Origin of the sequence: Streptomyces rhizoryzae, assembly GCF_023155275.1 — a bacterium.
GTDB lineage: Bacteria > Actinomycetota > Actinomycetes > Streptomycetales > Streptomycetaceae > Streptomyces > Streptomyces rhizoryzae.
Genome location: NZ_JALMUV010000013.1, coordinates 94,386 through 117,042 on the forward strand (window position 1 = coordinate 94,386; position 22,657 = coordinate 117,042).

A 22,657-nucleotide genomic window follows, 5' to 3' on the forward strand; every position below is an offset into this window, starting at 1 on the left:
CGGGGCGGCCGGCGCGGCGGAACGGCCGGCCCTGCGACCGTACCGGCTCCGGGAACAGGACCGAAAAGCCGGAGGCCAGGACCGGCGACCCCGGAGGCCGGCCCCCCGAGGCCGGGCCCCGAAAGCCGGAGGCCGGGCCCCGAAAGCCCCCGCCCCCGTCACCCACCCCCCGAAGCGCCCCCGCCCCCGTCGCCGTCGCCGTCCCCGTCCCACCGCGCCCGCCGCATGTCGATGCGCGGTAGGTGGCCCCCGGCCGCCGCGCCGGGGCCGCGCAGGGGGGTGCCCTCGTCGCGGTAGTGGGCCAGGGCGCGCAGCTCGCTGCCGGGGAGCAGGACGCCGTCCGCGCGCACCACCCGCCACCAGGGCACCGCGCCGCCGTAGAGGGCCATCACCCGGCCCACCTGCCGGGGTCCGCCGCGCACCGGCGGCTCCTCGCTCCGCAGCCACTCCGCGACGTCCCCGTACGTCATGACCTTGCCGGGCGGGATCAGCTCGGCGACGCCGAGGACCCGCTCCGCGTAGTCCGGGAGCTCGGCGGTGACGGCCGGCGGGCCGCCCGCCGGGCCGGCGCGGTCGCCGGCCGGACCGGCGCCGTCCGGGTCCCCGGTCCCCTTCGTTCGGCTCGTTCGGCTCATTCGGCCCATCCTGCCGCACAGCACCGACAATGGGGGTGGACGTCCGGTTCCGCACCGGCCGGGGCGGGCGGCCGGCGACCGTCCGCGGTGGGGGTGGTTCCACTTCCCGTGGCCGCCAAATGCACCCTGATGCCTCCCCGGACCGGACGGCCGTGCCACCATCTTCCGGACGGTGACTGGTGATACGAGATCAAGAAGAGACGGCCGAGCAGCAGGGTGCGGCGCCTCCACGGGAGGCGGGCGCCCCTGACGCGCTGGCCGGCGGCACCGGCACCGCCCCGGGTCCGACCGCAGGAGCCGCCCGGCCGCAGGGGCCGCGGACCGCGGACCAGGGGAAGCAGCGACGGGAGCCGGCCCCGGCCCCCGCTACCGAAAAGGCGAGCACGATCGAGAAGGCCGAACGACCCGAGGCGTCCGCGAGGCCGGGCCGGCCCACGGCGCCCGAGCCACCCGAGCGGCAGCAGCCCGCCCGGCGGACGGAGGAGAGCGCACCGGCCGACGCGTCGGCGCCGCTCCCCGACGCGCCGCCGGAGCACCACAAGACCGCGGACGGCGCCCCCGGGGGCCCGCCCCGCGGCGGCGCGCACCGCGCCGAGGGCGGCCCGCCGGACACCGGCGAGTTCGACGTCGACCGCCTCGCGGTGGACGAGCCGCTGCTGCCCGCGCGGGTGCACCGCCCCGCCGACCTGCTCCGGCTGCTGCTCGGCATCGCCGGGATCGCGCTGGTGCTGGCGCTGGCGACGTTCGCGCACGGCACCACCCAGGGCCTGAAGAACGACATCGGGCAGGGCGCCGGCGCGGCCCCGCCGCTGCTGATCAACCTCGCCGGACTGGCCTCCAGCGTCCTGGTGCTGATCGTGCCGGTGGCGTACGCGGTGGAGCGCCTGATCAAACGGGACGGGCTGCGGATCGCGGACGGGGTGCTGGCCGCCGTCCTGGCGCACGGGGTCTCGCTCGCCACCGACCTGTGGGTCGCCGAGGCCGCGCCCGCCTCGATCCGCAGCGCGCTGACCCAGCCGCTGGCCAACGGGGCGCTCTCCGCCCCCGTCCACAGCTACCTGGCGCCGGTGATCGCCTATATGACGGCCGTCGGGATGTCCCGGCGGCCCCGGTGGCGGGTGGCGATGTGGTGCGTCCTGCTGCTGGACGCGTTCGCGGTGCTGATCGGCCGGTACACCACGCCGTTCGCCATCGTGGTGACGGTGCTGATCGGCTGGACCGTGGCGTTCGGCACCCTCTACGCGGTCGGCTCCCCCAACGTCCGCCCCACCGGGCAGAACCTCCTCGCCGGCCTGCGGCGGGTCGGCTTCCGGCCGGTCAGCGCCCGCCGCGCGGAGGACGCCGGCCCCGAGCACGCCGACCGGGGCCGCCGCTACCTCGTCACCCTGGAGGACGGCCCGCCCATCGACGTCACCGTGGTGGACCGCGAGCAGCAGGCCCAGGGCTTCTTCTACCGCGTGTGGCGGCGGCTGTCGCTGCGCGGCATCAACCAGCGCCGCAGCCTCCAGTCGCTGCGCCAGGCGCTGGAGCAGGAGGCGCTGCTGGCGTACGCGGCGATCGCGGCGGGTGCCGCCGCCCCCAAGCTGATCGCCACCTCCGAGCTGGGCCCGGACGCGGTGATGCTGGTCTACGAGCACATCGGCGGCCGCACCTTCGACCAGCTCGCGGACGAGGAGATCACCGACGAGCTGATGCACAGCGCCTGGCGGCAGGTGGCCGCGCTCCAGTCGCGGCGGATCGCGCACCGCAGGCTGGTCGGGGACGCCCTGCTGGTGGATCGTTCCGGCAACATCGTGCTGACCGATCTGCGGGGCGGCGAGATCGCCGCCGGTGATCTGGTGCTGCGGATGGACATCGCCCAGCTGCTGGCCACCTGCGGGCTGCGGGTGGGGGCCGAGCGGGCGGTCGCCGCGGCGGTGGAGGTGCTCGGTCCGGACGCGGTGGCCGACAGCCTGCCGCTGCTCCAGCCGATCGCGCTCAGCCGCACCACCCGCGCCACGCTGCGCCAGCGGGCCCGGGAGCGCTCCGCGCGGGAGCGCGAGGCGGTGCTCGCCGCCTCGCAGGCCGCCAAGGAGGCGCGGGCCCAGGAGGCGCAGGGCCCCCAGGACCGCAAGGCGCTGCGGGCCCAGCGCAACGCCGAGAAGACCGCCGAGAAGCGGGCGCTGGAGGAGGCGTCGGAGGAGGCCCTGGAGGAGGACCTGCTCGCCCAGATCCGCCGCCAGGTGCTGCTGGTCCGGCCGACCGCGGTGATCGAGCCGGCGAAGCTGGAGCGGCTGAGCCCGCGCATCCTGATCAGCTGGATCGCCGGCGCGTTCGCGGCCTACGTCCTGCTGTCGCAGCTCACCAACTTCAACCTCGGCGATGTGATCAACCAGGCCCGGTGGGTGTGGGTGCTGGTGGCGGCGTTCTTCTCGGCGCTGACGTACGTCGCGGCGGCGATGAGCCTGCTCGGCTTCGTCACCGAGAAGGTCTCCTTCCTCCGGACGCTGAACGCGCAGGTGGCGGGCGACTTCGTGAAGCTGGTGGCGCCCACCGCGATCGGCGGCGTGGCGCTGAACACCCGCTTCCTCCAGCGGGCCGGGGTGCGGCCGGGCCTGGCGGTGGCGAGCGTCGGCGCGTCCCAGCTGTTCGGGCTGGGCAGCCACATCGTGCTGCTGCTGGCGTTCGGCTATCTGACCGGCACCGAGCACGCCCCGCAGATCTCGCCGTCCCGGACGGTCATCGCCGGTCTGCTGACGGTGGCGGTGCTGGTGCTGGTGGTGACCGCGGTGCCGGTGCTGCGCAAGTTCGTGGTGACCCGGCTGCGATCGCTGTTCGCCGGGGTGGTGCCGCGCATGCTGGACATCCTCCAGCGGCCGCGGAAGCTGGTCACCGGCATCGGCGGGATGCTGCTGCTGACCGCGGCGAACGTGATGTGCCTGGACGCCTCGATCCGGGCGTTCGGCGGCGGCGACCAGATCAGCTACGCCGGTATCGCGGTGGCCTTCCTGGCAGGCAACGCACTGGGGTCGGCGGCGCCGACCCCGGGCGGGGTGGGCGCGGTGGAGGCCGCGCTGATCGGTGCGCTGACCTTCGGCGGGCTGCCGGCCGACACCGCCCTGCCGGCGGTGCTGCTCTTCCGCCTGATGGTGTTCTGGCTGCCGGTGCTGCCGGGCTGGATGGCCTTCACCTTCATGACCCGCAAGGGCGAGATCTGACACCGGCCCCCCGGGGCGCACCATGCGGAAGGCGCCGGTCCGTCGCAGACGGACCGGCGCCTTCCGCACAGTCGGCCGAGCGGAACGGCCGCCGTGCCCGGCCTAGTAGACCGGCTTCTCCGGCTCGATGGTGTTGACCCAGCCGATGACGCCGCCGCCGACGTGCACCGCGTCGGCGAAGCCCGCGGACTTCAGGACCGCGAGGACCTCGGCGGAGCGGACGCCGGTCTTGCAGTGCAGGACGATCTTCCTGTCCTGCGGGAGGTCCTGGAGGGCGGTGCCCATCAGGAACTCGTTCTTCGGGATCAGGCGGGCGCCGGGGATCGAGACGATCTCGAACTCGTTGGGCTCCCGGACATCGATGATGTCGATCTTCTCGTCGCTGTCGATCCACTCCTTGAGCTGCTGCGGAGTGATCGTGGAACCGGCCGCCGCCTGCTGGGCCTCCTCGGAGACCACCCCGCAGAACGCCTCGTAGTCGATCAGCTCGGTGACCGTCGGGTTCTCGCCGCAGACCGCGCAGTTGGGGTCCTTGCGGACCTTGACCTGGCGGTACGTCATCTCCAGCGCGTCGTAGATCATCAGGCGGCCGACCAGCGGCTCACCGATGCCGGCGAGCAGCTTGATGGCCTCGTTGACCTGGATCGAGCCGATGGAGGCGCACAGCACACCGAGGACGCCGCCCTCGGCGCAGGACGGCACCATGCCCGGCGGCGGGGGCTCCGGGTACAGGCAGCGGTAGCAGGGGCCGTGCTCGCTCCAGAACACCGACGCCTGGCCGTCGAAGCGGTAGATGGAGCCCCAGACGTACGGCTTGTTCAGCAGCACGCAGGCGTCGTTGACCAGGTAGCGGGTGGCGAAGTTGTCCGTGCCGTCGACGATCAGGTCGTACTGCGCGAAGAGCTCCAGCACATTGCTGGAGTCCAGGCGCTCCTCGTGGAGGTTGACCGTGACGTACGGGTTGATGCCGAGCACCGTGTCCTTGGCGGAGGCGGCCTTGGAGCGGCCGATGTCCGCCTGACTGTGGATGATCTGGCGCTGGAGGTTGGACTCGTCGACCTCGTCGAACTCCACGATGCCGAGCGTGCCGACGCCGGCCGCCGCGAGGTACATCAGCGCGGGCGAACCCAGGCCGCCGGCGCCGACACACAGCACCTTGGCGTTCTTCAGCCGCTTCTGCCCGTCCATCCCCACGTCGGGGATGATCAGGTGGCGGGAGTACCTGCGGACCTCGTCGACGGTGAGCTCCGGAGCGGGCTCGACCAGGGGTGGCAGCGACACGGGGACTCCGTTGGTCGGTCTCGATGGGGTTCCCCCGCCCCGGCCGGAGCCGGGAACGGCGGAGACGGTTCTTCCCCGTAACACTGCCACGCCCTTCTTCATTCCGAGACACCCGGTCCGGTGTGCGAGACGGATTCGTCCCAGCAGCCGGGCAGCGGCCGCCCGGCACCCGCGGCCGCCCCGGCAGGCCCGGCGCCCCCCCGGGTACGGCGGCCCGGCGCCGTCCGCACCCGCCCACCCCTACCCGGCGGACCCGCACCCGGCGTCCCACCATGCGGACACCCATCTCACACACAGCGGGCGGCGGGCCGGGCGGCGGGGCCGCGGCCGGGCCCCGGTCAGATGCGGCAGGCGGCCTCCATCCAGATGTCGGCCAGCGACTCCTCCAGGACGATCCGCGGCCGCCAGCCGAGCCGGTCCCGGGCGGTCCGCACATCGGCCTGCTGCCAGGTGCCGCAGCCGTCCGGGTACGGGTACGCGGTGGGCGGCGCGGACGCCGGGTGCCCCTCGGGGGCCGGTGCCGGGATCACCAACCGGGCGGGCGGGGAGTCCAGTTCGTGCAGCGAGCCGCCGAAGCCGGCCACCCGGGCGAGCACCGCGGCCGCCTCCCGCAGCCGCACCGCCCGCCCGGTCCCGATGTTCACCACGCCCTGCGCGGCGGACAGCGACGCCGCGTGCACCGCCCGCGCCACGTCCCGCACGTCGACGAAGTCCCGCTGGACGCCGAGCCCGCCCAGCTTCAGCTCGCTGTCCCCGGACTGCATCGCCCGGCGCATCGCCTCGGCCAGCCGGCCCAGCGGCGACCCGGCCGGGGTGCCGGGCCCGACCGGCGAGAAGACCCGCAGCACCACCGCGTCGAGCCCGGAGCCCAGCACCAGTTCGGTGGCGGCCAGCTTGCTGACCCCGTAGGGGCCGCCGGGCCGCGGCACCGCGTCCTCGGCGGTGGACGAACCGGGCTGCGAGGGGCCGTACTCCGAGGCGCAGCCCAGGTGGACCAGGCGGGCGCCGCAGCCGCTGCGGCGCAGCGACTCGCAGATGGTGGCGACCGCGACGGTGTTGTGCCGGGTCAGCTCCCGGGCGCCGCCGCGGGTGGTGCCCGCGCAGTTGACGACCACGCCGGGGTGCACCGCGTCCAGGAACCGGGTCAGCGCCCCGGGGCTCCCGGTGGCGAGGTCGAAGCGGACGTCGGCGTCGTCGCCCCGGCCGAGGGCGGTGAGCTGGACGGCGGGGTCGGCGAGCAGGCGGTCGGCGACATAGCGGCCGAGGTACCCGTTGGCACCGATGAGCAGCACCCTCATCGTGCGGCCCCCCTGCGCGCGTGCGGTGTGGTCGGGTGGACGTTCATGTGTCGACTCCTCGTGCGGATCGGGAAAAGCGGGTGGCGTCCGCCGGCTCCGGCCGCGGCTTCGGCCGCCCGTGGGGGCGGGCCGGGTGGGGGTGGGTCCGCGGCGCGGGGACCGGCGCCTGCGGGGCGGCGGCGGGGCGCCGCCCCGCGAGGGGGGAAGCGGAGCACTCGGGCCCGCAGGGCCGGGTGGGGCGGGTCATGACCGGTCCGCCCGCACCGCCCCGGCACCGGGGGCGGACGGGTGCGCGCAGGCGCCGGTCAGCACCCGCAGCGCGTGGCCGAACAGGCCGAGCGCGGCGGCGGTGCAGGCCACGGCCGGGACCGCGGCCGGTCCGGCGGCGGTGACCAGCGCCGCGACCGGTTCGCCCAGCGGTTCCAGCCCGGGCAGCCGGGCGGCCAGGACGAGGGCCAGGGCCGCCGCCTCCAGCGCGGCCGCCGCTCCCGTCCCGGCCGCGGCGGCCCCGGGGAAGCCGTGAACGGTGAGCAGCCGGGCGAGGAAGAGCAGGACGCCCAGTGCGGCCACCGCGGCCAGGGACCACCGGCCGCCGCTGCCGGTACCGGCGGGCAGCAGCCGGGCGGCGGCCGGCAGCGCCACCGCCGCGCCCAGGAAGAGCAGGGTGACCGCGGCCAGCAGCGGGCGTACCCGGCGGGCGAGTTCGGCCAGCCCGCGACTGGCGGCCAGCCGGCGCCGGGCCCCGGCCGCGAACCATCCCGCGCATGCCGCCGCCGGCGCCACCGCGCCCAGCAGCGCGACGGCGTCCGCGACCGCGACCGCGGGGAGCGGGCCCGGCACGTCCGGCCCGCCGGAGAGCAGCTGGTCCAGCAGCCAGTCGCCGCCGAGCGCGTAGCCCACCGTCCAGAGGGCCCACAGCGCGCCCGTACGGGACCGGCGCCCGCGCCGGGGCCGCAGCGGCCCGTGCCGCAGCGCGAGCCGCACCGCCAGAACGGTCAGCAGCAACCCGGCGGCGTCAACCCCCGCCCGCTCCGCGGTACTTGGCGACCGTACGGCGGCGTGCGCGGCGAGCGCGGCCAGGCCGACCGCACCGGGCAGCAGCTGCACCACCGCACGGGCGGTACGGGGGCCGGCGGCGGGCGCGGCGGTGCCGGCGGGCCCGGGGGTGGCGTCCGGTCGTTCCGGTGGCTCCGCCGGGCCGTCCGGCGGCCGGGCGGCGGCGTCGGTGCGCGGCACCCGGGCGTACAGCTCCTCGGCGAGCGAGAAGACGTCGCGGTGCCGGAAGCGGGCGGCGGCGCGGTCGGTGACCCCGTCCGCCTCCAGGACGGCGGCGATCTCCAGGGGATCGACGGCCCGTTCGCACACGGCACGGTGCCGGTGGATCAGCACCTTGACCGGGTCGGCCGGGCCGTGCCGCGGTGCGGTCCGGGCGGCCGGGGCCGCGGTCCCGCTCTCGGCGGCGCTCATGCCCCCTCCCCTCTCCCGCGGCCCCCGGGACAGCCCCCGGCGGACCGGACGCCGCGGCCGGCCGGCGGGGGCCCGGCGGACCGGACGCGGCCCGTCCCGCCCGGGCTCCCGCCGCGTGCCACGTCGGCCATCCCCGTCACCAGGGCCGCGCCCACCACGCCCAGCGCGCAGAGCACGTCCAGCGCCCCGGTCAGCACCTCTGCCGTCATCTCGCCCACCTCACCCTCGCCCCGCCTGCCCGGCGGCCGCCTCGCCGGCCGCCCCGTACCGCGCCCGCCGGGGCCGTCCGCAGCCCCCGTCCCCGTCCGCCCAGCTCGGGGTCCGGACGGCCCCGGCCGCGGGCCCGGCGGGCACCCGGGACTCGGCGGGCCGGGCGAACGGCCGCGGGACCCCGCCCGCGGTCCCGGTGCCCGCCGGTGCCGCCGGGGCCCGCGCGATCAGCTCCAGGTAGATCCCGCGGAAGGCCGCGGCGTTCCGCTCGTCGGTGAAGAGTTCCAGCGCCCGGGCGCGGGCCGCGGCGCCGAGCCGGGCGCGCCGCCCGGGGTCGGCGAGCAGCGCCCGGCAGGCGTCGGCCAGCGCCCGAGGATTGCGCGGCGGGACGACCAGGCCGGTGCCGCCGATCACCTCGCGGACCGCGCCGGTGTCGGTGGAGACCGTGGCCCGGCCGCAGAACATCGCCTCCACCAGGGCGCGCGGGAACCCCTCGGTCCCGCTGGAGAGCACCAGCACCGTGGCGGCGGCGCAGGCGTCGGCGGGGGTGGGGGCGGCGGGGCCGCCGAGTTCCTCGAAGCTGACCGGGTTCTCGCCGGCGCTGCGGTCGTCGGCGGCCTCGTCGGGGAAGAGCTGGGCGGCCAGCGCCCGGCACTGCGCGCGGTACGCGGCGGCCTCCGGGCCGGCGTCCGGGCCCGCGACGATCCGCAGGGTGGCGGCCGGGTGGTCCCGGCGCACCTCGGCGAAGGCGTGCAGCAGCCCGATGAGGTCCTTGTCGGGGGCGAGGGCGCCGGTCCACACCAGGGTCGCGGAGTCGTCCGGCGCGGCGTCCGGGACCGCCGCGAACGGGCCCGCGTCCAGGCCCGGCGGGACCGTGCGCAGCCGGGCCGGGTCGGCGCCGCAGCGCTCCTGCCAGCGCCGCGCCCGCAGCCCGCCGGAGGTGATCAGGTCCGCCCGGGCGTACGTCTCGGCGGCGAGCGCACGCCGGAAGGCGGTGAGCAGGGCGTGCACCGGGCCGTTCCGGGACGCACCGGACGGCGCGAGGTAGTGCTCGCGCAGCCGTACGCCGTACTCGGTGACCAGCAGCGGCGTCCCGAAGAAGCGTTTGGCCAGCAGTCCCGGGAGGGCGGCGGCCCCGGCCGAGGTGGCGTGGCAGAGGTCCACCGCGGCGAGCCCGCCCGGGCCGTACCAGTCCAGGGCGAGCGGCCGCAGCTGGGCCTCCAGCCCGTCGGCGGCCGTCACCAGATCGGTGACCCGGGCCCCCTGGACGGCGGAGGCCGCCCCGGCCCCGTGGCACCCGGCCTCCAGCAGCCGCAGCGCCTCCTCGGACCGGAGCAGCGCGGACAGCGGGACGCCGTCCCGCGCGAGGTCGGCGAGCCCGCCGAGCCCCCTGGCGAAACGGTCCGCCCGGTCGGTTACGCCCTGCCCGGCCGCGCAGACCGCCACCAGGTCCCCGAAGTGCTCCGCGAACCGCCGCCGGGCCCGCCGCCCGGCGGACCTCCCGTCCGCCCCCGGCGCCGGCCCCCACAGCCGTCCCCGCCCCAGCACCCGTGCGTTGCCCGGGAGTTCCGCGAGTCCGCGGCCCTCTTCCGCGGGCTGCGCACTGAGCGCGTAGCACGCGAACTCATGCCCCGCGAGGCCGTGCACCAGCCGCTCGCACCACCTGTGCGCCTCACCGGACGCATAGGGATAACCACCCTCGGTGAGCAGTCCCACGCGCACGACGGCACCCCCGTCCTCCCATATCGGCGTCCCGGCGCGGGAGACCCCCGCCACCTGCGGAAGAAGCTACGCAAAGGCACCGGTGGCGGGGGGGGGGGGGGGGGGGCGATGGACGGTTGTCCATCGCGCCACCGGAAGGGGTGAACACGCGTAACTTTCCACCCCTGGGGACGTTTCGACGCGCTATGGGGGCGTTCCGTCAGACGGCCAACGCCCCGCCCTTCACCGCCTCGACGAACGCCGCCCAGCGGCCGGCGGGAAAGACCAGCACCGCCCCCTCGGGGTCCTTCGAGTCACGCACGGGGACGGAGGCGGGGATACCGGGGGCGATTTCCACGCAGTTGCCGCCGTTGGCTCCGCTGTAGCTGCTCTTGATCCATGCAGCAGCGGTGAGTTCGTGGCTGTCCATGCTGCCCGTACCTTCCCATCACTTCTCTGATCAGAGCGGCGGAATCGCGGGCTGACAGGACATCCGCCCGCAGCACATCATAGGTCTGGCTGTGTCGCCCGAAGACGGCCGGATCATCGCTGAAGTGCCCCCTGTCCAACGACTCCGAGTAGACCCACTCCTTCCCGTCGGGCAGCTTGATCAGCGACATCGACGTCTCCGGGACAGCAGGCCGCGGATCGGCCGCCAAGGCCACCTGCACACGAATGTTGGGACGTTGACCCGCAGCCAGCAGATGTGCACATTGGCCGTACATCACCGCCGGGCTGCCGATGGCGTTGTGCAGGCAACTTTCGGCCAGCACAACCATGTACGACGGGCCATCCGGCGAGAAGAAGCGCTGCTGTCGGCTCAGCCGAGCCCTGACGCGTTCATCCACTTCCTCGCCGCTCAAGATGCTGGAGAACAGCGCATGAGCGTAGTCCTCCGTCTGCAACAGCCCTGGCATTACCCCCGTCTGGAACTCCCGCAGGGCCACGACCTCCGCGTCCATCTCCGCCCGGCGCTCGAACCAGTCCGGATGCTGCACCTCCGGGTACCAGTCGATCCTGCCCCACAACTTGCCCAACACCCCGCCCGTGCCCAGCACTTCGTCGCATTTCTTCGCGAACGTGTGCTGCGGCACCCGCGTACCCGCCTCGATCCGGGCGACCTGGGAACGGTCGCACGGGATCAAGCTCGCCAGGTACTCCTGGGTGTAGCCCGCCAGTTCGCGGTAGTGCTTCAGGACCTCCCCGAACACCGCGGCCGAACTGGCCGCCGCCCCCTCCGTGCCGTTACGGCGCTTCATGCTCATGCCGACCCCTTTGTGACAGATCGCAAGTGTCACGCGCTGAGCGTTGTGCCCGGCCGGTTCGCTGGGCAACGCTGTGCCTACCGAACGTAATCAGCGGCGCGGGTCGGTGGCGAGTCCCTCGAACGGGTGGTCTATCGCGCCCGCTCCCGAACGCTGGCCCCTCAACCCCTGCAAGGAGCGCCGCCATGGCCTGCCGTCTCGCCTTACTCCTGCTGCCGCTGCTGCGGCTCCTGTTCCCGCCCACCGGGCGCCACCGCTGGGCCCCCAAGTCCTGCCCGGCGCCGCCGCGTTACGAGGGCTCCCCCACGATGAAGCTGTCCGTCGCCCACCCGCCGTCCGGCCCACCGGCCCGTACGCCCGCCCGTCCGCCGGTGCTGTTGCGGGACGAGGACCCCGCCTTCGTCCGCCCCTACGTCCTGACGGCGGACGAACGCCGGGTGCGGCGGGCGCAGCGCGGGCGGCGGCGCGCCCTGTGGCTGGCCGTGCACGGCGTCGACGTCGGTCCGCGCCGGATCCACGGAGTGGAGGTGGCGGCGTGAGGACGAGCCCGGCGAACGGGGCCGCACCCCGGCTGCTGCCCTGGTCGGGCCCGGACGGGAAACCGTGCTACCTGCTCCCCGGCGACGGGACCGGTTACGTCTCCCGCCTCGCGGACCGGATGGAGGCCGAGCAGCTCGGGTCCGCCGACGCCCTCATCGCGGAGGCGCAGAAGATCCTGCGCGCGCGGTGCTGGACACCCGGTGAGATCCACCTGCTCGCCGAGGACCTGACCGCCTCCCTCATCACCGTGCGCCGGGTCGCGGAGAGCCGCGGGGCACGGCTGCCCGTACCGGCGCACGACGAGGACGAGGGCCACGGCAGGGACGACGCGGCGGGCGGTGGTGCCGTCCGGGCTCACTGACCGGTCGGGTACGGCCAGGAGTTGGGCCGGCAGGTCACCCCGTCCGTGGTGAGGAACTTGGTCTGCTGCATCATCACCGGGGCCGGCGCGCCCTGCCGGGAGCAGATGGCGTGGTTGTGCCCGAGCCGGTGCCCGACCTCGTGGTTGATCAGCATCTGGCGGTAGGCCAGCATCTTGTCGGGACCGTAGGTCTGGGCACCCTGCGCCCACCGGTAGGCGTTGATCATCACGCGTTCGGTGGCCGCCGAGTCGCAGGAGACGTTGTCCTGGGTGGTGTCCAGGCCGGACTTGGCGCACCACTTGGCGGTGGTGCCGGGGCTGGCCAGCGAGATCACGAAGTCCGCGTCCCCCGACGCCACCCGCTGGAAGGCGTACCGCCCGCCGTGCGCCCAACTGCGGTCGTCGTTGAGGGTCTTGTGCACGGCCTCGGCGAACAGCTCGCCGTCCAGCGGCAGTCCCTCCTCGACGTCCACGCGGTAGCGCTTCACCGTGCCGTGGCCGGGCGCGGCGGCGTCCCCGCCGACCGGCCGGAAGCGTCCACTGGCGGTCAGCTGCGGGTCGAGCGGGAAGACCTGGGCCATCTGCGTGACGTAGTCGGCGGGTTTGGCGTCCTGACCGGACCGGGTCTGCGAACGGGTCGCGGCCTCCGCGCCGCCGTCGGCGCGGTCGTCACCGCCGCGGGCCTGCGGGGCGCTGCCGTCCCGCTGCTGGTCGGCGACCTGTCCGGCGATCACGACGGCGAGCGCGGTGGTCACCGCCGCGGCCGCCGCGCCGGTGAGCATCCGCGCCTTGCCGCCCTTGCGGGGCGTGCGCGCCGCAGCACCGGCCGGCTCCCCGGCCGTCGGCCCGGCGTCCGCGCCACCGCCGTCACCATCACGGCGCGCGCCCCGAGTTGGGGCGGGCACGCCGGTTGCGGCGGGCACGCCGGGCCCGGCAGCCGCCCCGCCCGCGGCAAAACCGGAAGCGGAAGCGGAAGCGGAACCTGAAGGCGCAGGGGAAGCGGAACGGGGACCGGGGGCGGTGCCGGCGTGCCCGCCGGGCGCCCGGCCCGGACCGGCGGCCTCGCCGTTCCGGCCGTCCGCGCCCTCGCGGCGGTCCCTACCGCCCACGGCGCGCGCACCCTCCGCGGCGAACGCCGCCAGGTACTCCGGCCGCGGCCCCGGCCCACTGCCGGGCGCGCTCACCACCGGCCCGCCGAAGGGGGGCGTACCGAACGCGGGGGTCCCGTATGCAGGGGTCCCGTATGCCGGAGTCCCGGACGCAGGGGCCCCGGACGCGGGCGTTCCGGACGCCGGGACCCCGGCCGGGCCCGGCCCCGGCACTCCGCGCTCACCGGCCCGCGGCCGCGGGATCCTGGGCCCGCCACCGGCCGGTCCACCGCTGACGGGTCCACCGACGGCCGGTCCGGCCCCGTACGCCGCGTCCGGTACCGCGCCCCAGCCGCCGCCCGGCTCGTGCTGCTCGGGATGGCCGCCGCGCACCGGCCCGCCGGCCGCCGGCGCCCCGCCGGCCCGCCGGCGGCGTCCGGTCCCCGGCGCATACGGCGTACTCCCCGCGCTCCCCGGCGCGTACGGCGCACCGCCCGCATCCTCCGGCGGGTACGGCGCACACCCCTCGCTCTCCGGCGCGTACGGCGTTCTGCCCGCGGTCCCCGCGGTGTCCCCGGAGGGGCTCTGCGGCCCGCTCCGGCGGCTGTGTCGTCCCACGGGCCCCGTCAGCTCCTGTCCGCCGCGGGCGAGGTGGCACCGGGCCGGGAGGGGGTGCGGGCGGCGGGGGCCGCGCCGCGCTCCGGCGCCGCGGCGGCGTCCGCCAGCTCCCGCACGGCCCGCGCCACCGCCTCTGGGTACTCCATCATCGCCACGTGCCCCGCCTCCGGAAGGGTCAGCATCCGCGCGCCGCGGAACGCCGCGGCCGCCCGCCGCGCCATCCGGATGGAGACCAGGCGGTCGCGTCCACCGTAGACGAGAAGCGTGGGAGCCAGGACCCGTTCGGCCTGGCGCCAGAGGTTGTGCTGGCCGCTGAGCGTGTAGGAGCCCACCACGGCGCGCGCCGAACGCTCCATCACCTCCCAGAAATACGGGAGTTCGAGCCGGCGGGCGTACTCCTCGACGGCCGTGGCGAAGCCCTCGGGGGTGACCCGGGCCGGGTCGCCGTAGCAGAGCGCCAGCACCTCGCGGGTGCGCTGCTCGGGCGTCCGGTCGCGGGTGAGCCGGCTGAACAGCCGGGCCACACCGGGGACGGCGAGCAGCGCGGTGGGCACCGCGGTGCGCTGCGGCCGGAGTTCGGGCAGCGCGGGCGAGACCAGGGTGAGGGTGCGGACCAGGTCGGGGCGGGCCGCGGCGATCCGGGTGGCGACCGCGCCGCCCATGGAGTTGCCGAGGAGGTGGACCGGGCCGCGGGCGGCCGCGTCGAGGTGCCGGATGACCGCGCGGGCCTGTGCGGAGACGGAGTAGTTGCGGTCGGCGGGCGGCGGCGACTCGCCGAAGCCGGGGAGGTCGAGCGCCTCCGGGTCCAGCCGGTCGGCGAGCAGCGGCATCAGGGCCGACCAGTTGCGCGAGGAGCCGCCCAGGCCGTGCAGGCACAGCGCCGGCTCGCGGTCCCGTCCGCCGGTGCCCGCCGGGGCGCCGTCCGGCCCGGGGGCGCGGAGGGTCAGCGTCAGTCCCGGCAGCGCCACCCGCCGGACCGCCTCACCGGCGGGATCCGGGGCCCCGGGACCGCCTGGCGGCACCGGCAGGGCGGCGGCTGTCGCGGCGTCCGGCGACTCGCTCGAAGACATGCTGACGATGTTACGAGACGATCACGCCCCCGATTGTGTGTTCGCGGTCACACACCGCATCGCGCGCCCGCAACCGCTCTCCTAGGCTCGTAGCTGGGGCGGTCGCCCCGACGGGCCAGGCCCCGTACGCACCGGAAAGGGAGCCACCATGCGCGTCGACCCGACAGACCCGGACACCTTCGAGGAACCGGCCGGCGGGCCGGCCCTCACCCAGATCGACGTGGAGGCGCCGGAGGCCGACGCCGCCGAGCAGCACGCCGATCTCGCACCGCACCGCGACGAGGCCGTGACCGGCGGCGACTACTCCGCCAACGAGGCGGACCGCGCCGAACAGGCCCGCGTCGTCGAGCTCAACGAAGACGAATACCGATGACCTGGGAGGTTATGTCGGCTTCCGGGAACGGGGCCGGGGAGAATTTCTCGCTGCGGACCGCCCACAGGCCCGTTACCCAAAAGTACGATGACGGGCGCGGTGCACCACCTTGTACGGACCGCGAACGGAACGATTTCTGGGAGGCAGCGTGAGCGCCATCGAGCAGACCGAGGCGGCGCGCCCGCGGGGCACACGCCTGCCACGCCGAGCCCGGCGCAACCAGCTCCTGGGCGCGGCCCAGGAAGTCTTCGTCGCACAGGGCTACCACGCGGCCGCGATGGACGACATCGCCGAGCGGGCGGGCGTCAGCAAGCCGGTCCTCTACCAGCACTTCCCCGGGAAGCTGGAGCTGTATCTGGCCCTGCTCGACCAGCACTGCGAGGCGCTGCTCCAGTCGGTGCGCGCGGCCCTGGAGTCGACCAGCGACAACAAGCAGCGGGTGGCGGCCACCATGGACGCCTACTTCGCCTACGTGGAGGACCCGGGCGGCGCCTTCCGGCTGGTCTTCGAGTCGGACCTGACCAACGAGCCGGCGGTCCGCGAGCGGGTCGACAAGGTGTCGCTGGAGTGTGCCGAGGCGATAAGCGCGGTGATCGCCGAGGACACCGGGCTGTCGCGGGACGAGTCGATGCTGCTGGCCGTGGGCCTGGGCGGGGTGTCCCAGGTGGTGGCGCGCTACTGGCTGTCCTCGGAGAGCAAGGTGCCGCGGGACACCGCCGTGCAGCTGCTGACCTCGCTCGCCTGGAAGGGCATCGCCGGCTTCCCGCTGCACGGCACCGACAACCACTGACCGTGTTCGCTGCGGGCGTGGCCGCGGACGCCGTCTCCGTCCCCGTACCGGGCTAATGTGTGCTGCGTACCGCGCGGCCGGCCGCGCACATCACCGACCGTCGGAGGGACATAAGCCGTGGAGGTCAAGATCGGCGTGCAGCACTCGCCCCGCGAGATCGTGCTGGAGAGCGGGCAGTCTGCCGAAGAGGTCGAGCGTGCCGTGGACGAGGCGCTGACCGGCAAGTCCGAGCTGCTGAAGCTGGTGGACGACCACGGTCGCAAGGTCCTGGTCGCCGCGGACCGGGTGGCCTACGTGGAGATCGGCGAGCCGACGACCCGCAAGGTCGGTTTCGGCACGCTCTGAGCGGCGACCGCCCGGCGCGCAGGCGCCGGGACACGCGAACGGAAGGGCGGCGGCCCGGAGAACGGAATCTCCGGGCCGCCGCTCCGTGCTGTCCGGCGCCGGGACCGCCCCACCCCGCTGCCGTTTCCCTGTCCTCCCCCTTGCCTTCCGCTGCGGTTCCGCCGCTGTCCACAGACCGGACACTCCGGCGGAAATTCCTTGCCCGATGGCCGGATGAAGGCGCACGCTGAGCGGACAAGCGGGTCGACGACCGGAGGGTTGCTGCCGGTGACCCCTGGGTACGACCGCCTACGACCGATTTGTTCGTCCGATCGGCCTCGTCACGCGGGAGGGAACAGCATGATCTGGGAAGCGCTCGGCGCCGTGATCGTCGGATTCGCCATCGCCCTGTCCGCCCGGCGCTGGCTTCCGGAGCGGTTCCCGTCCCCCGCCCTGACGCTGGCGACCGGCCCGGCCGCGGCGCTGCTCGGCGCGCTGCTGACCCGCTCGATCCTCGGCCCCGGCCACCCCGTCCAGGTGCTGGTCGCCGCGCTCGCGGTGGGCTCGGCGCTGCTGTCGGTGCTGGTCCGGCCGCCGCGCAGCCCGGTCCGCCGGCCGGCCGCCCCGCTCAAGCGCCACCGGACGGCCTGCTGACCGCCCGGTCCGCGCGTCGCGGCGGCGCCCGGCCCGCCGGTGCGGATCCGGCTCAGGCCGCCAGGCCCAGCGCCGCCATCCGCTTGGTGTGCGCCTCGGTGATCCGGGAGAACATCCGGCCGACCTCGGCCAGGTCGAAGCCGTCGGCGACCCCGCCGACCAGCATCGTGGAGAGCGCGTCGCGGTCCGCGACCACCCGCTGCGCCTGCGAGAGCGCCTCACCCATCAGCCGGCGGGCCCACAGCGCCAGCCGCCCGCCGACCCGCGGCTCGGCCTCGATGGCGGCCCGCACCTTCTCCACCGCGAAGGTGGCGTGGCCGGTGTCGTCCAGCACCGCGAGCACCAGGTCGCGGGTGTCGGAGTCCAGCCGGGCCGCGACCTCGCGGTAGAAGTCGCTGGCGATCGAGTCGCCGACGTACGCCTTGACCAGGCCCTCCAGCCAGTCCGACGGCGCGGTCTGGCGGTGGAACTCGTCCAGGGCGGCGGCGAACGGCTCCATGGCCTCGTTCGGCTCGGCCTGGATCTCGGCGAGCCGGTCCCGCAGCCGCTCGAAATGGTGGAATTCCGCCGAGGCCATCTTCGCCAGCTCGGCCTTGTCGTCCATCGTCGGGGCGAGCTTGGCGTCCTCCGCCAGCCGCTCGAAGGCGGACAGCTCGCCGTACGCGAGGGCGCCGAGCAGATCGATCACAGCGGCCCGGTAGTGCGGGTCGGCGGATGCCCGGTCCCAGTCCTGGGCGGCGATTCCGGTGTGTTCTCGCGCGTCAGCCGCGGCGTTGTCAGGCGTCTCCATGACCGGCACAATAGCCCGCCACGGGGCCCCCGGAAGGCCCTGGTCAGCCACCGCGGAGCCACCCGCGGGGGTGATCGCCGGGACAGGCCCGGCGCCCGTGACGAATTCCTCATCCATACACGCCTTCGGATTCAGCGGCGATATCCGGGGTACAGTGCTAAAGGACCCGCCGAGTATCGGTGGGTCGTTCCACGAAAGCGGATGCCCGGTCGGTGGCCCGATCGGCTCCAACCGACCGCCCTCCGCGCGGCGCGTGCCCACGTACGCACGGCAGGAGGGACCCGCTCGCGGCAGGAGTGCCTGAGCGACGGCAGTGGTCCCGCACCGACCGGCCCCTCGGGCCGGCGCCGTACGAACCCGTACGACGGTGCGGTACGACCCCCGTCGCCGCCTCTCGCCGCGTCTCACAGAAGAGGCAAGACTCTGTCCACTACGTTCCGTGATCTCGGTATCTTCCCCGAGACCGCCGAGGCGCTGGAAGCCGTCGGCATCGTTTCCCCCTTCCCCATCCAGGAGCTGACGCTCCCCGTCGCGCTCTCCGGCAACGACGTCATCGGCCAGGCCAAGACCGGCACCGGCAAGACGCTGGGCTTCGGCCTGCCGCTGCTGGAGCGGGTCACCGTCCCCGCCGACGTCGAGGCCGGCCGGGCCGCGCCCGAGCAGCTGACCGAGGCGCCGCAGGCCCTCGTCGTCGTGCCCACCCGCGAGCTGTGCCAGCAGGTCACCAACGACCTGCTCACCGCCGGCAAGGTCCGCAACGTCCGGGTGCTGGCGATCTACGGCGGCCGGGCCTACGAGCCGCAGGTCGAGGCGCTGAAGAAGGGCGTCGACGTGGTCGTCGGCACGCCCGGCCGGCTGCTGGACCTCGCGGGCCAGAAGAAGCTCGACCTCTCCCGGGTGCGCACCCTGGTCCTGGACGAGGCCGACGAGATGCTCGACCTGGGCTTCCTGCCCGACGTCGAGAAGATCCTCCAGCTGCTGCCGGCCAAGCGGCAGACCATGCTGTTCTCGGCGACCATGCCCGGCCAGGTCATCTCGCTGGCCCGCCGCTACATGTCGCAGCCCACCCACATCCGGGCCACCGCCCCGGACGACGAGGGCGCGACGGTCGCCAACATCACCCAGCGCGTCTACCGCGCGCACTCCCTCGACAAGCCGGAGATGGTCGCCCGCATCCTCCAGGCGCGCGGCCGCGGGCTGGCGATGGTCTTCTGCCGGACCAAGCGGACCGCGGCGGACATCTCCGACCAGCTGACCCGGCGCGGTTTCGCGGCCGGCGCGGTCCACGGCGACCTCGGCCAGGGCGCCCGCGAGCAGGCGCTGCGCGCGTTCCGCAACGGCAAGGTCGATGTGCTGGTGTGCACCGACGTCGCCGCCCGCGGTATCGACGTCGAGGGCGTGACGCACGTCATCAACTACCAGTCGCCCGAGGACGAGAAGACCTACCTGCACCGGATCGGCCGCACCGGCCGGGCCGGCGCCAAGGGCACCGCGGTCACCCTCGTCGACTGGGACGACATCCCGCGCTGGAAGCTGATCAACAAGGCGCTGGACCTGGCGTTCGACGAGCCGGAGGAGACCTACTCCACCTCGCCGCACCTCTACGAGCAGCTGGACATCCCCGAGGGCACCAAGGGCGTGCTGCCGCGCGCCGAGCGCACCCGGGCCGGGCTGGCGGCCGAGGAGGTCGAGGACCTGGGCGAGACCGGCGGCCGCGGGCGCGGCGGCCGGCGGTCCGGGGGCCGGGAGGCCAAGGAGGCCGCCGAGGAGCCGCAGCGGACCCGTACGCCGCGCCGGCGGCGCCGGACCCGGAGCGGGGCCCCCGTCGAGCAGCCGGCCGGGACGGACGCGCCGCAGGCCGCGGACGCCGCGGTGAGCACGGCCGGCGGCGACGAGGCCGCCGCGGCGGTGCGGACGCCCCGCCGCCGGCGCCGTACCCGGGGCGCGGTGGCGGCTGCCGCCGAGGTCCCGGCCGCGGTGGCGGACGCTTCGCAGACCGCGGTGGAGCCGGTGTCCGCACCGGCCGCCACCGCCGAGCCCGCCGTGGTGCCGGCCCCCGCCGCCGGTCCGGAGGCCGGGACGGACGCCGAGGCGGCCGCCGCGCCGCGCCGCCGCCGTACCCGCGGGGCCGCCAAGGCCGTCGCGGACGAGCCGGTGGCCGTCGCCGCGGAGGCCGCGCCGGAGAGCGCCGTGGAGGCCGCACCGGAGAAGCCCAAGCGGACCCGCAAGCGGACCACCGCCGCCGCCAGGAAGGCGGAGGCCGCGGTGGACGCGGCCGAGGCGCCGGCCGAGGCCCCCGCCCCGGCGGAGGCGGAGGCTCCGGCCAAGCCGAAGCGGACCCGGACCCGCAAGGCGGCCGCCGCGGCGCCCGTGGACGCGGCCCCCCTGGCCCCGGTCGACGGCACCGACGCCCCCGCCGAGGAGGCCCCGGCCAAGCCGAAGCGGACGCGGAAGACGGCCACGGCCAAGACCGCCGCCGCCAAGACCGCCACCAAGGCCACCGCCACCGCCCCGGTCACCGACGCCCCCGACGCCCCCGCCGAGGAGGCCCCGGCCAAGCCCAAGCGGACGCGGAAGACGGCCACGGCCAAGACCGCCGCCACCAAGACCGCCACCAAGGCCACCGCCACCGCCCCGGTCACCGACGCCCCCGGCGGCACCGCCGAGGAAGCCCCGGCCAAGCCCAAGCGGACGCGGAAGACCGCCGCCGCCAAGGCCGCCGCGGACGCCCCCGAGGCCGCTGCCGCCGACACCGCGGAGGGTGCCGAGGCCCCGCCGAAGCGGACCCGCAAGCGGACCACGGCGGCCAAGAAGGCGCAGCCGGCCGAGGCACCGGCCGCGAGCTGATCCGGCCCGCCTCCGACGGCACCGCACGACGACCCGGCCCCGCCCCGCGCGGGTGCCGGGTCGTCGGCGTTCCGGGCGCCGCTGCCCGCCGGCCGGGACACCGGCGTACCGGCCGGTTTTCACCCGGCCGGGCCGCTAGCCTCGTCCCATGAGCAGGCCGCCCACCCTCACGCTGCCGCCGTGCGCCCGCGCGTACCGGCTCGACACCGCACGCGGCGCCTTCGCCGTGCACGACGCCCGCCCCGCCGCCGCGCCGCTGGGCACCGCCCTCCTCGTCCCCGGGTTCACCGGCAGCAAGGAGGACTTCCTCGCGCTGCTGGCCCCGCTGGCCGCGGCCGGGTTCCGGGCGGTCGCGGTGGACGGCCGCGGCCAGCACGAGACCCCCGGCCCGCGCGACCAACAGGCTTACGAGCAGCGGGAGTTGGCCCTCGACGTACAGGCTCAGGCGCGGGCCCTGCGGGAGTCCGGCGGCGGGCCGCTGCACCTGCTGGGGCATTCGCTCGGCGGACTGATCACCCGGGCCGCGGTGCTGTGCGACCCGGCGCCGTTCCGTTCGCTGACCGTGCTCAGCTCCGGCCCGGCGGCCATCGACCCGGCCCAGCAGGCACGGGTGCGGATGCTGATCGGCGCACTGGGCACGATGGACATGGCGCGGGTGTGGGAGGCGATGCGGGCACTCGACCCGCCGGAGGCGGCGGACCCGGACGTACCGCGGGAGATCGCCGCGTTCCTGCGGCGGCGCTGGCTGAACACCGTCCCCGAGCAGCTGATCGCCACCGGCCGGCAGATGCTCGCCGAGCCCGACCGGGTCGCGGAGCTGGCCCGCGCCGGGCTGCCGGTCCACGTCGTCTCGGGCACCGTGGACTACGCCTGGCCGGTGCCGCTGATGGACGACATGGCCCGCCGGCTCGCCGCCCGCCGCACCGTCATCGAGGGCGCCGAGCACTCACCGAACGCGGAACGGCCGCAGAAGACCGCGGAGGCGCTGGCGGGTTTCTGGAGCGAGTTCGGCTGACGGAGGCGCCCCAGGGCGCTGGCGGGTTTCTGGAGCGAGTTCGGCTGACGGAGCGCCTCGGGCGCCGGGCAGGGCCGGGCCTCCCCGCCCGGCCGCCGGCGGGCCTAGAACCGCCCCTGTACGTGGTCCCAGAAGCCGTCGCGGAGCACCCGGCGGAGGTCGGCGTGGCCGCGCAGCGAGTGGTGGAGCAGGGCCTCGGCGGCGGTGAGGAGTTCCTGGTCGACGGTCCCGGGCAGGTACGGGTGGCCGGGCAGCAGGTCCGCCACCCAGGCCGGGCCGCGCTCCGCCAGCCACTGGGCGGCGACCCGGGCGCCGACGAACCGCACCTCCTCGCGGCTGGGCACCGGCCCCTCCCCGGCCCCCGCTTCGAGGCCCTCGCCGCCCGTCCGGCGGGTGACATAGGGCTTGCAGAAGTCCAGGTCGAAGGTGCGCGCGCTGTCGACCTCCCACATCAGCGGCTCGGCCTGGTTGCGGCCGCCGGGAGCCTCGATGCCCCACAGGTGGACCCGCGCGCCGTAGCCCTGGGCCGCCTCGACCGCGGAGACCAGGTCCTCGTCGCCGCCGATCAGCACCGCGTCGGTGATCGCGCGGTGCCGGGCCAGTGACTCCAGGTCGGTGCGGATCAGCGAGTCGACGCCCTTCTGCTGGTTGTGGGCGTTGAGGTTGCCGAGCCGGACCTTGACGTCGGGGAGTTCGGCGATCCGCTGCTGTTCCTGGGTGTGGATCCGGCGGCGGGCGCCGTCGTACCAGTAGACCCGCAGCAGCCGGCTGTCCGGGAAGATCGTGCGGGCCTTGTCGATGAACGCCTCGATGATCCCCTCGGCGTCCAGCTCGAACGTCCTGCGGTCCTCCGTGCCGGCGACCAGCCGCCCGGTCGCCGCGTAGACGTAGCCGGCGTCGACGAAGACCGCGTGGGTGGAGGGGGTGGTGGCGACCTCGGCGAGCACCCTGGTGAGCAGCTCGTTGGTGCGCGCGATACCGGCGGCGAGCGCCGCGAGGTCGGTGGGGCCGGTGGGCCGGAGGTCGTTCATTTCGGGACCCATTGTCCGTGCGGGCGCTCGGCGGGCACAACCACGGCGGTCGCCGCACACCCATGGCGGCCCCCGCACACCCATTCCTTAGCCCATGAAAAA

Annotated in this window: 20 protein-coding genes; 9 read left to right on the forward strand and 11 right to left on the reverse strand. The window is 75.6% G+C overall.

The window, feature by feature from the left end:
* Positions 1 to 158: 158 nt before the first annotated feature.
* Positions 159 to 635 (reverse strand): MGMT family protein, encoded by a 477-nt coding sequence (locus MUU72_RS13410; protein WP_282504041.1) that lies wholly within the window; start codon positions 633 to 635, stop codon positions 159 to 161.
* A gap of 179 nt (positions 636 to 814) precedes the next feature.
* On the opposite strand from MUU72_RS13410, the gene MUU72_RS13415 reads away from it, so the two are divergent.
* Complete coding sequence (locus tag MUU72_RS13415; protein ID WP_248013428.1) at positions 815 to 3,832, forward strand: lysylphosphatidylglycerol synthase transmembrane domain-containing protein; 3,018 nt, start codon at positions 815 to 817, stop codon at positions 3,830 to 3,832.
* Between the two features lie 102 nt (positions 3,833 to 3,934).
* Here the strand turns inward: MUU72_RS13415 and moeZ are convergent, their stop codons facing one another.
* The 6 genes from moeZ to MUU72_RS13445 all read right to left on the reverse strand — a co-directional run bounded on the left by moeZ (position 3,935) and on the right by MUU72_RS13445 (position 11,048).
* The gene (moeZ, locus tag MUU72_RS13420) at positions 3,935 to 5,113 is read right to left on the reverse strand and encodes an adenylyltransferase/sulfurtransferase MoeZ (protein WP_248013429.1); all 1,179 of its coding nucleotides are present in this window, start codon (positions 5,111 to 5,113) and stop codon (positions 3,935 to 3,937) included.
* A 338-nt stretch (positions 5,114 to 5,451) separates the two neighbouring features.
* Entirely contained in the window at positions 5,452 to 6,411 is a 960-nt protein-coding gene (locus MUU72_RS13425) for an NAD-dependent epimerase/dehydratase family protein (protein WP_248013430.1), read from the reverse strand.
* Between the two features lie 243 nt (positions 6,412 to 6,654).
* On the reverse strand, positions 6,655 to 7,878 hold the full coding sequence (locus MUU72_RS13430) for a hypothetical protein (RefSeq protein ID WP_248013431.1): 1,224 nt from the start codon (positions 7,876 to 7,878) through the stop codon (positions 6,655 to 6,657).
* Positions 7,879 to 8,097: 219 nt separating this feature from the next.
* Complete coding sequence (locus tag MUU72_RS13435; RefSeq protein WP_248013432.1) at positions 8,098 to 9,810, reverse strand: DUF3492 domain-containing protein; 1,713 nt, start codon at positions 9,808 to 9,810, stop codon at positions 8,098 to 8,100.
* A gap of 199 nt (positions 9,811 to 10,009) precedes the next feature.
* Positions 10,010 to 10,147, reverse strand: a complete 138-nt coding sequence (locus tag MUU72_RS13440; protein ID WP_248013433.1) for a DUF397 domain-containing protein — start codon at positions 10,145 to 10,147, stop codon at positions 10,010 to 10,012.
* Positions 10,104 to 11,048, reverse strand: a complete 945-nt coding sequence (locus tag MUU72_RS13445; protein ID WP_248013486.1) for a helix-turn-helix domain-containing protein — start codon at positions 11,046 to 11,048, stop codon at positions 10,104 to 10,106. The genes MUU72_RS13440 and MUU72_RS13445 overlap by 44 nt, the downstream gene beginning before the upstream one ends.
* Positions 11,049 to 11,239: 191 nt before the next feature.
* Between MUU72_RS13445 and MUU72_RS13450 the strand changes: the two genes are divergently transcribed.
* Positions 11,240 to 11,593: a hypothetical protein gene (locus tag MUU72_RS13450; protein WP_248013434.1), complete on the forward strand. Its 354-nt coding sequence runs from the start codon at positions 11,240 to 11,242 to the stop codon at positions 11,591 to 11,593.
* On the forward strand, positions 11,590 to 11,955 hold the full coding sequence (locus MUU72_RS13455) for a hypothetical protein (RefSeq protein WP_248013435.1): 366 nt from the start codon (positions 11,590 to 11,592) through the stop codon (positions 11,953 to 11,955). The genes MUU72_RS13450 and MUU72_RS13455 overlap by 4 nt, the downstream gene beginning before the upstream one ends.
* Here MUU72_RS13455 and MUU72_RS35610 read toward each other — a convergent pair.
* Both MUU72_RS35610 and MUU72_RS13465 read right to left on the reverse strand, forming a co-directional pair.
* Positions 11,949 to 13,277 (reverse strand): DUF3152 domain-containing protein, encoded by a 1,329-nt coding sequence (locus MUU72_RS35610; protein ID WP_443743061.1) that lies wholly within the window; start codon positions 13,275 to 13,277, stop codon positions 11,949 to 11,951. The genes MUU72_RS13455 and MUU72_RS35610 overlap by 7 nt on opposite strands.
* Positions 13,278 to 13,669: 392 nt before the next feature.
* Entirely contained in the window at positions 13,670 to 14,731 is a 1,062-nt protein-coding gene (locus MUU72_RS13465) for an alpha/beta fold hydrolase (protein WP_248013437.1), read from the reverse strand.
* A 148-nt stretch (positions 14,732 to 14,879) separates the two neighbouring features.
* Here MUU72_RS13465 and MUU72_RS13470 point away from each other — a divergent pair, with 148 nt between their 5' ends.
* The 4 genes from MUU72_RS13470 (at position 14,880) to MUU72_RS13485 (ending at position 16,872) form a co-directional block, all read left to right on the forward strand.
* Positions 14,880 to 15,104 carry an Rv3202a family protein gene (locus MUU72_RS13470; RefSeq protein ID WP_248013438.1) on the forward strand — a complete coding sequence of 75 codons (225 nt, stop codon included), beginning with the start codon at positions 14,880 to 14,882 and terminating at the stop codon, positions 15,102 to 15,104.
* A 148-nt stretch (positions 15,105 to 15,252) separates the two neighbouring features.
* Positions 15,253 to 15,894, forward strand: a complete 642-nt coding sequence (locus tag MUU72_RS13475) for a TetR/AcrR family transcriptional regulator (protein ID WP_248013439.1) — start codon at positions 15,253 to 15,255, stop codon at positions 15,892 to 15,894.
* Between the two features lie 117 nt (positions 15,895 to 16,011).
* Positions 16,012 to 16,239 carry a DUF3107 domain-containing protein gene (locus MUU72_RS13480; RefSeq protein WP_248013440.1) on the forward strand — a complete coding sequence of 76 codons (228 nt, stop codon included), beginning with the start codon at positions 16,012 to 16,014 and terminating at the stop codon, positions 16,237 to 16,239.
* Positions 16,240 to 16,578: 339 nt separating this feature from the next.
* Positions 16,579 to 16,872: a hypothetical protein gene (locus tag MUU72_RS13485; RefSeq protein WP_248013441.1), complete on the forward strand. Its 294-nt coding sequence runs from the start codon at positions 16,579 to 16,581 to the stop codon at positions 16,870 to 16,872.
* Between the two features lie 52 nt (positions 16,873 to 16,924).
* On the opposite strand, the gene MUU72_RS13490 is transcribed toward MUU72_RS13485, so the two are convergent.
* On the reverse strand, positions 16,925 to 17,662 hold the full coding sequence (locus MUU72_RS13490) for a ferritin-like fold-containing protein (protein WP_248013442.1): 738 nt from the start codon (positions 17,660 to 17,662) through the stop codon (positions 16,925 to 16,927).
* 201 nt (positions 17,663 to 17,863) lie between these two features.
* Here MUU72_RS13490 and MUU72_RS13495 point away from each other — a divergent pair, with 201 nt between their 5' ends.
* A complete protein-coding gene (locus tag MUU72_RS13495) occupies positions 17,864 to 20,509 on the forward strand; it encodes a DEAD/DEAH box helicase (RefSeq protein WP_248013443.1) in 2,646 nt (881 codons plus the stop codon).
* 148 nt (positions 20,510 to 20,657) lie between these two features.
* Positions 20,658 to 21,524: an alpha/beta fold hydrolase gene (locus MUU72_RS13500; RefSeq protein WP_248013444.1), complete on the forward strand. Its 867-nt coding sequence runs from the start codon at positions 20,658 to 20,660 to the stop codon at positions 21,522 to 21,524.
* 104 nt (positions 21,525 to 21,628) lie between these two features.
* On the opposite strand, the gene MUU72_RS13505 is transcribed toward MUU72_RS13500, so the two are convergent.
* Positions 21,629 to 22,555, reverse strand: coding sequence for an NYN domain-containing protein (locus MUU72_RS13505; protein ID WP_248013445.1), 927 nt, complete (start codon positions 22,553 to 22,555; stop codon positions 21,629 to 21,631).
* Between the last annotated feature and the right edge of the window lie 102 nt (positions 22,556 to 22,657).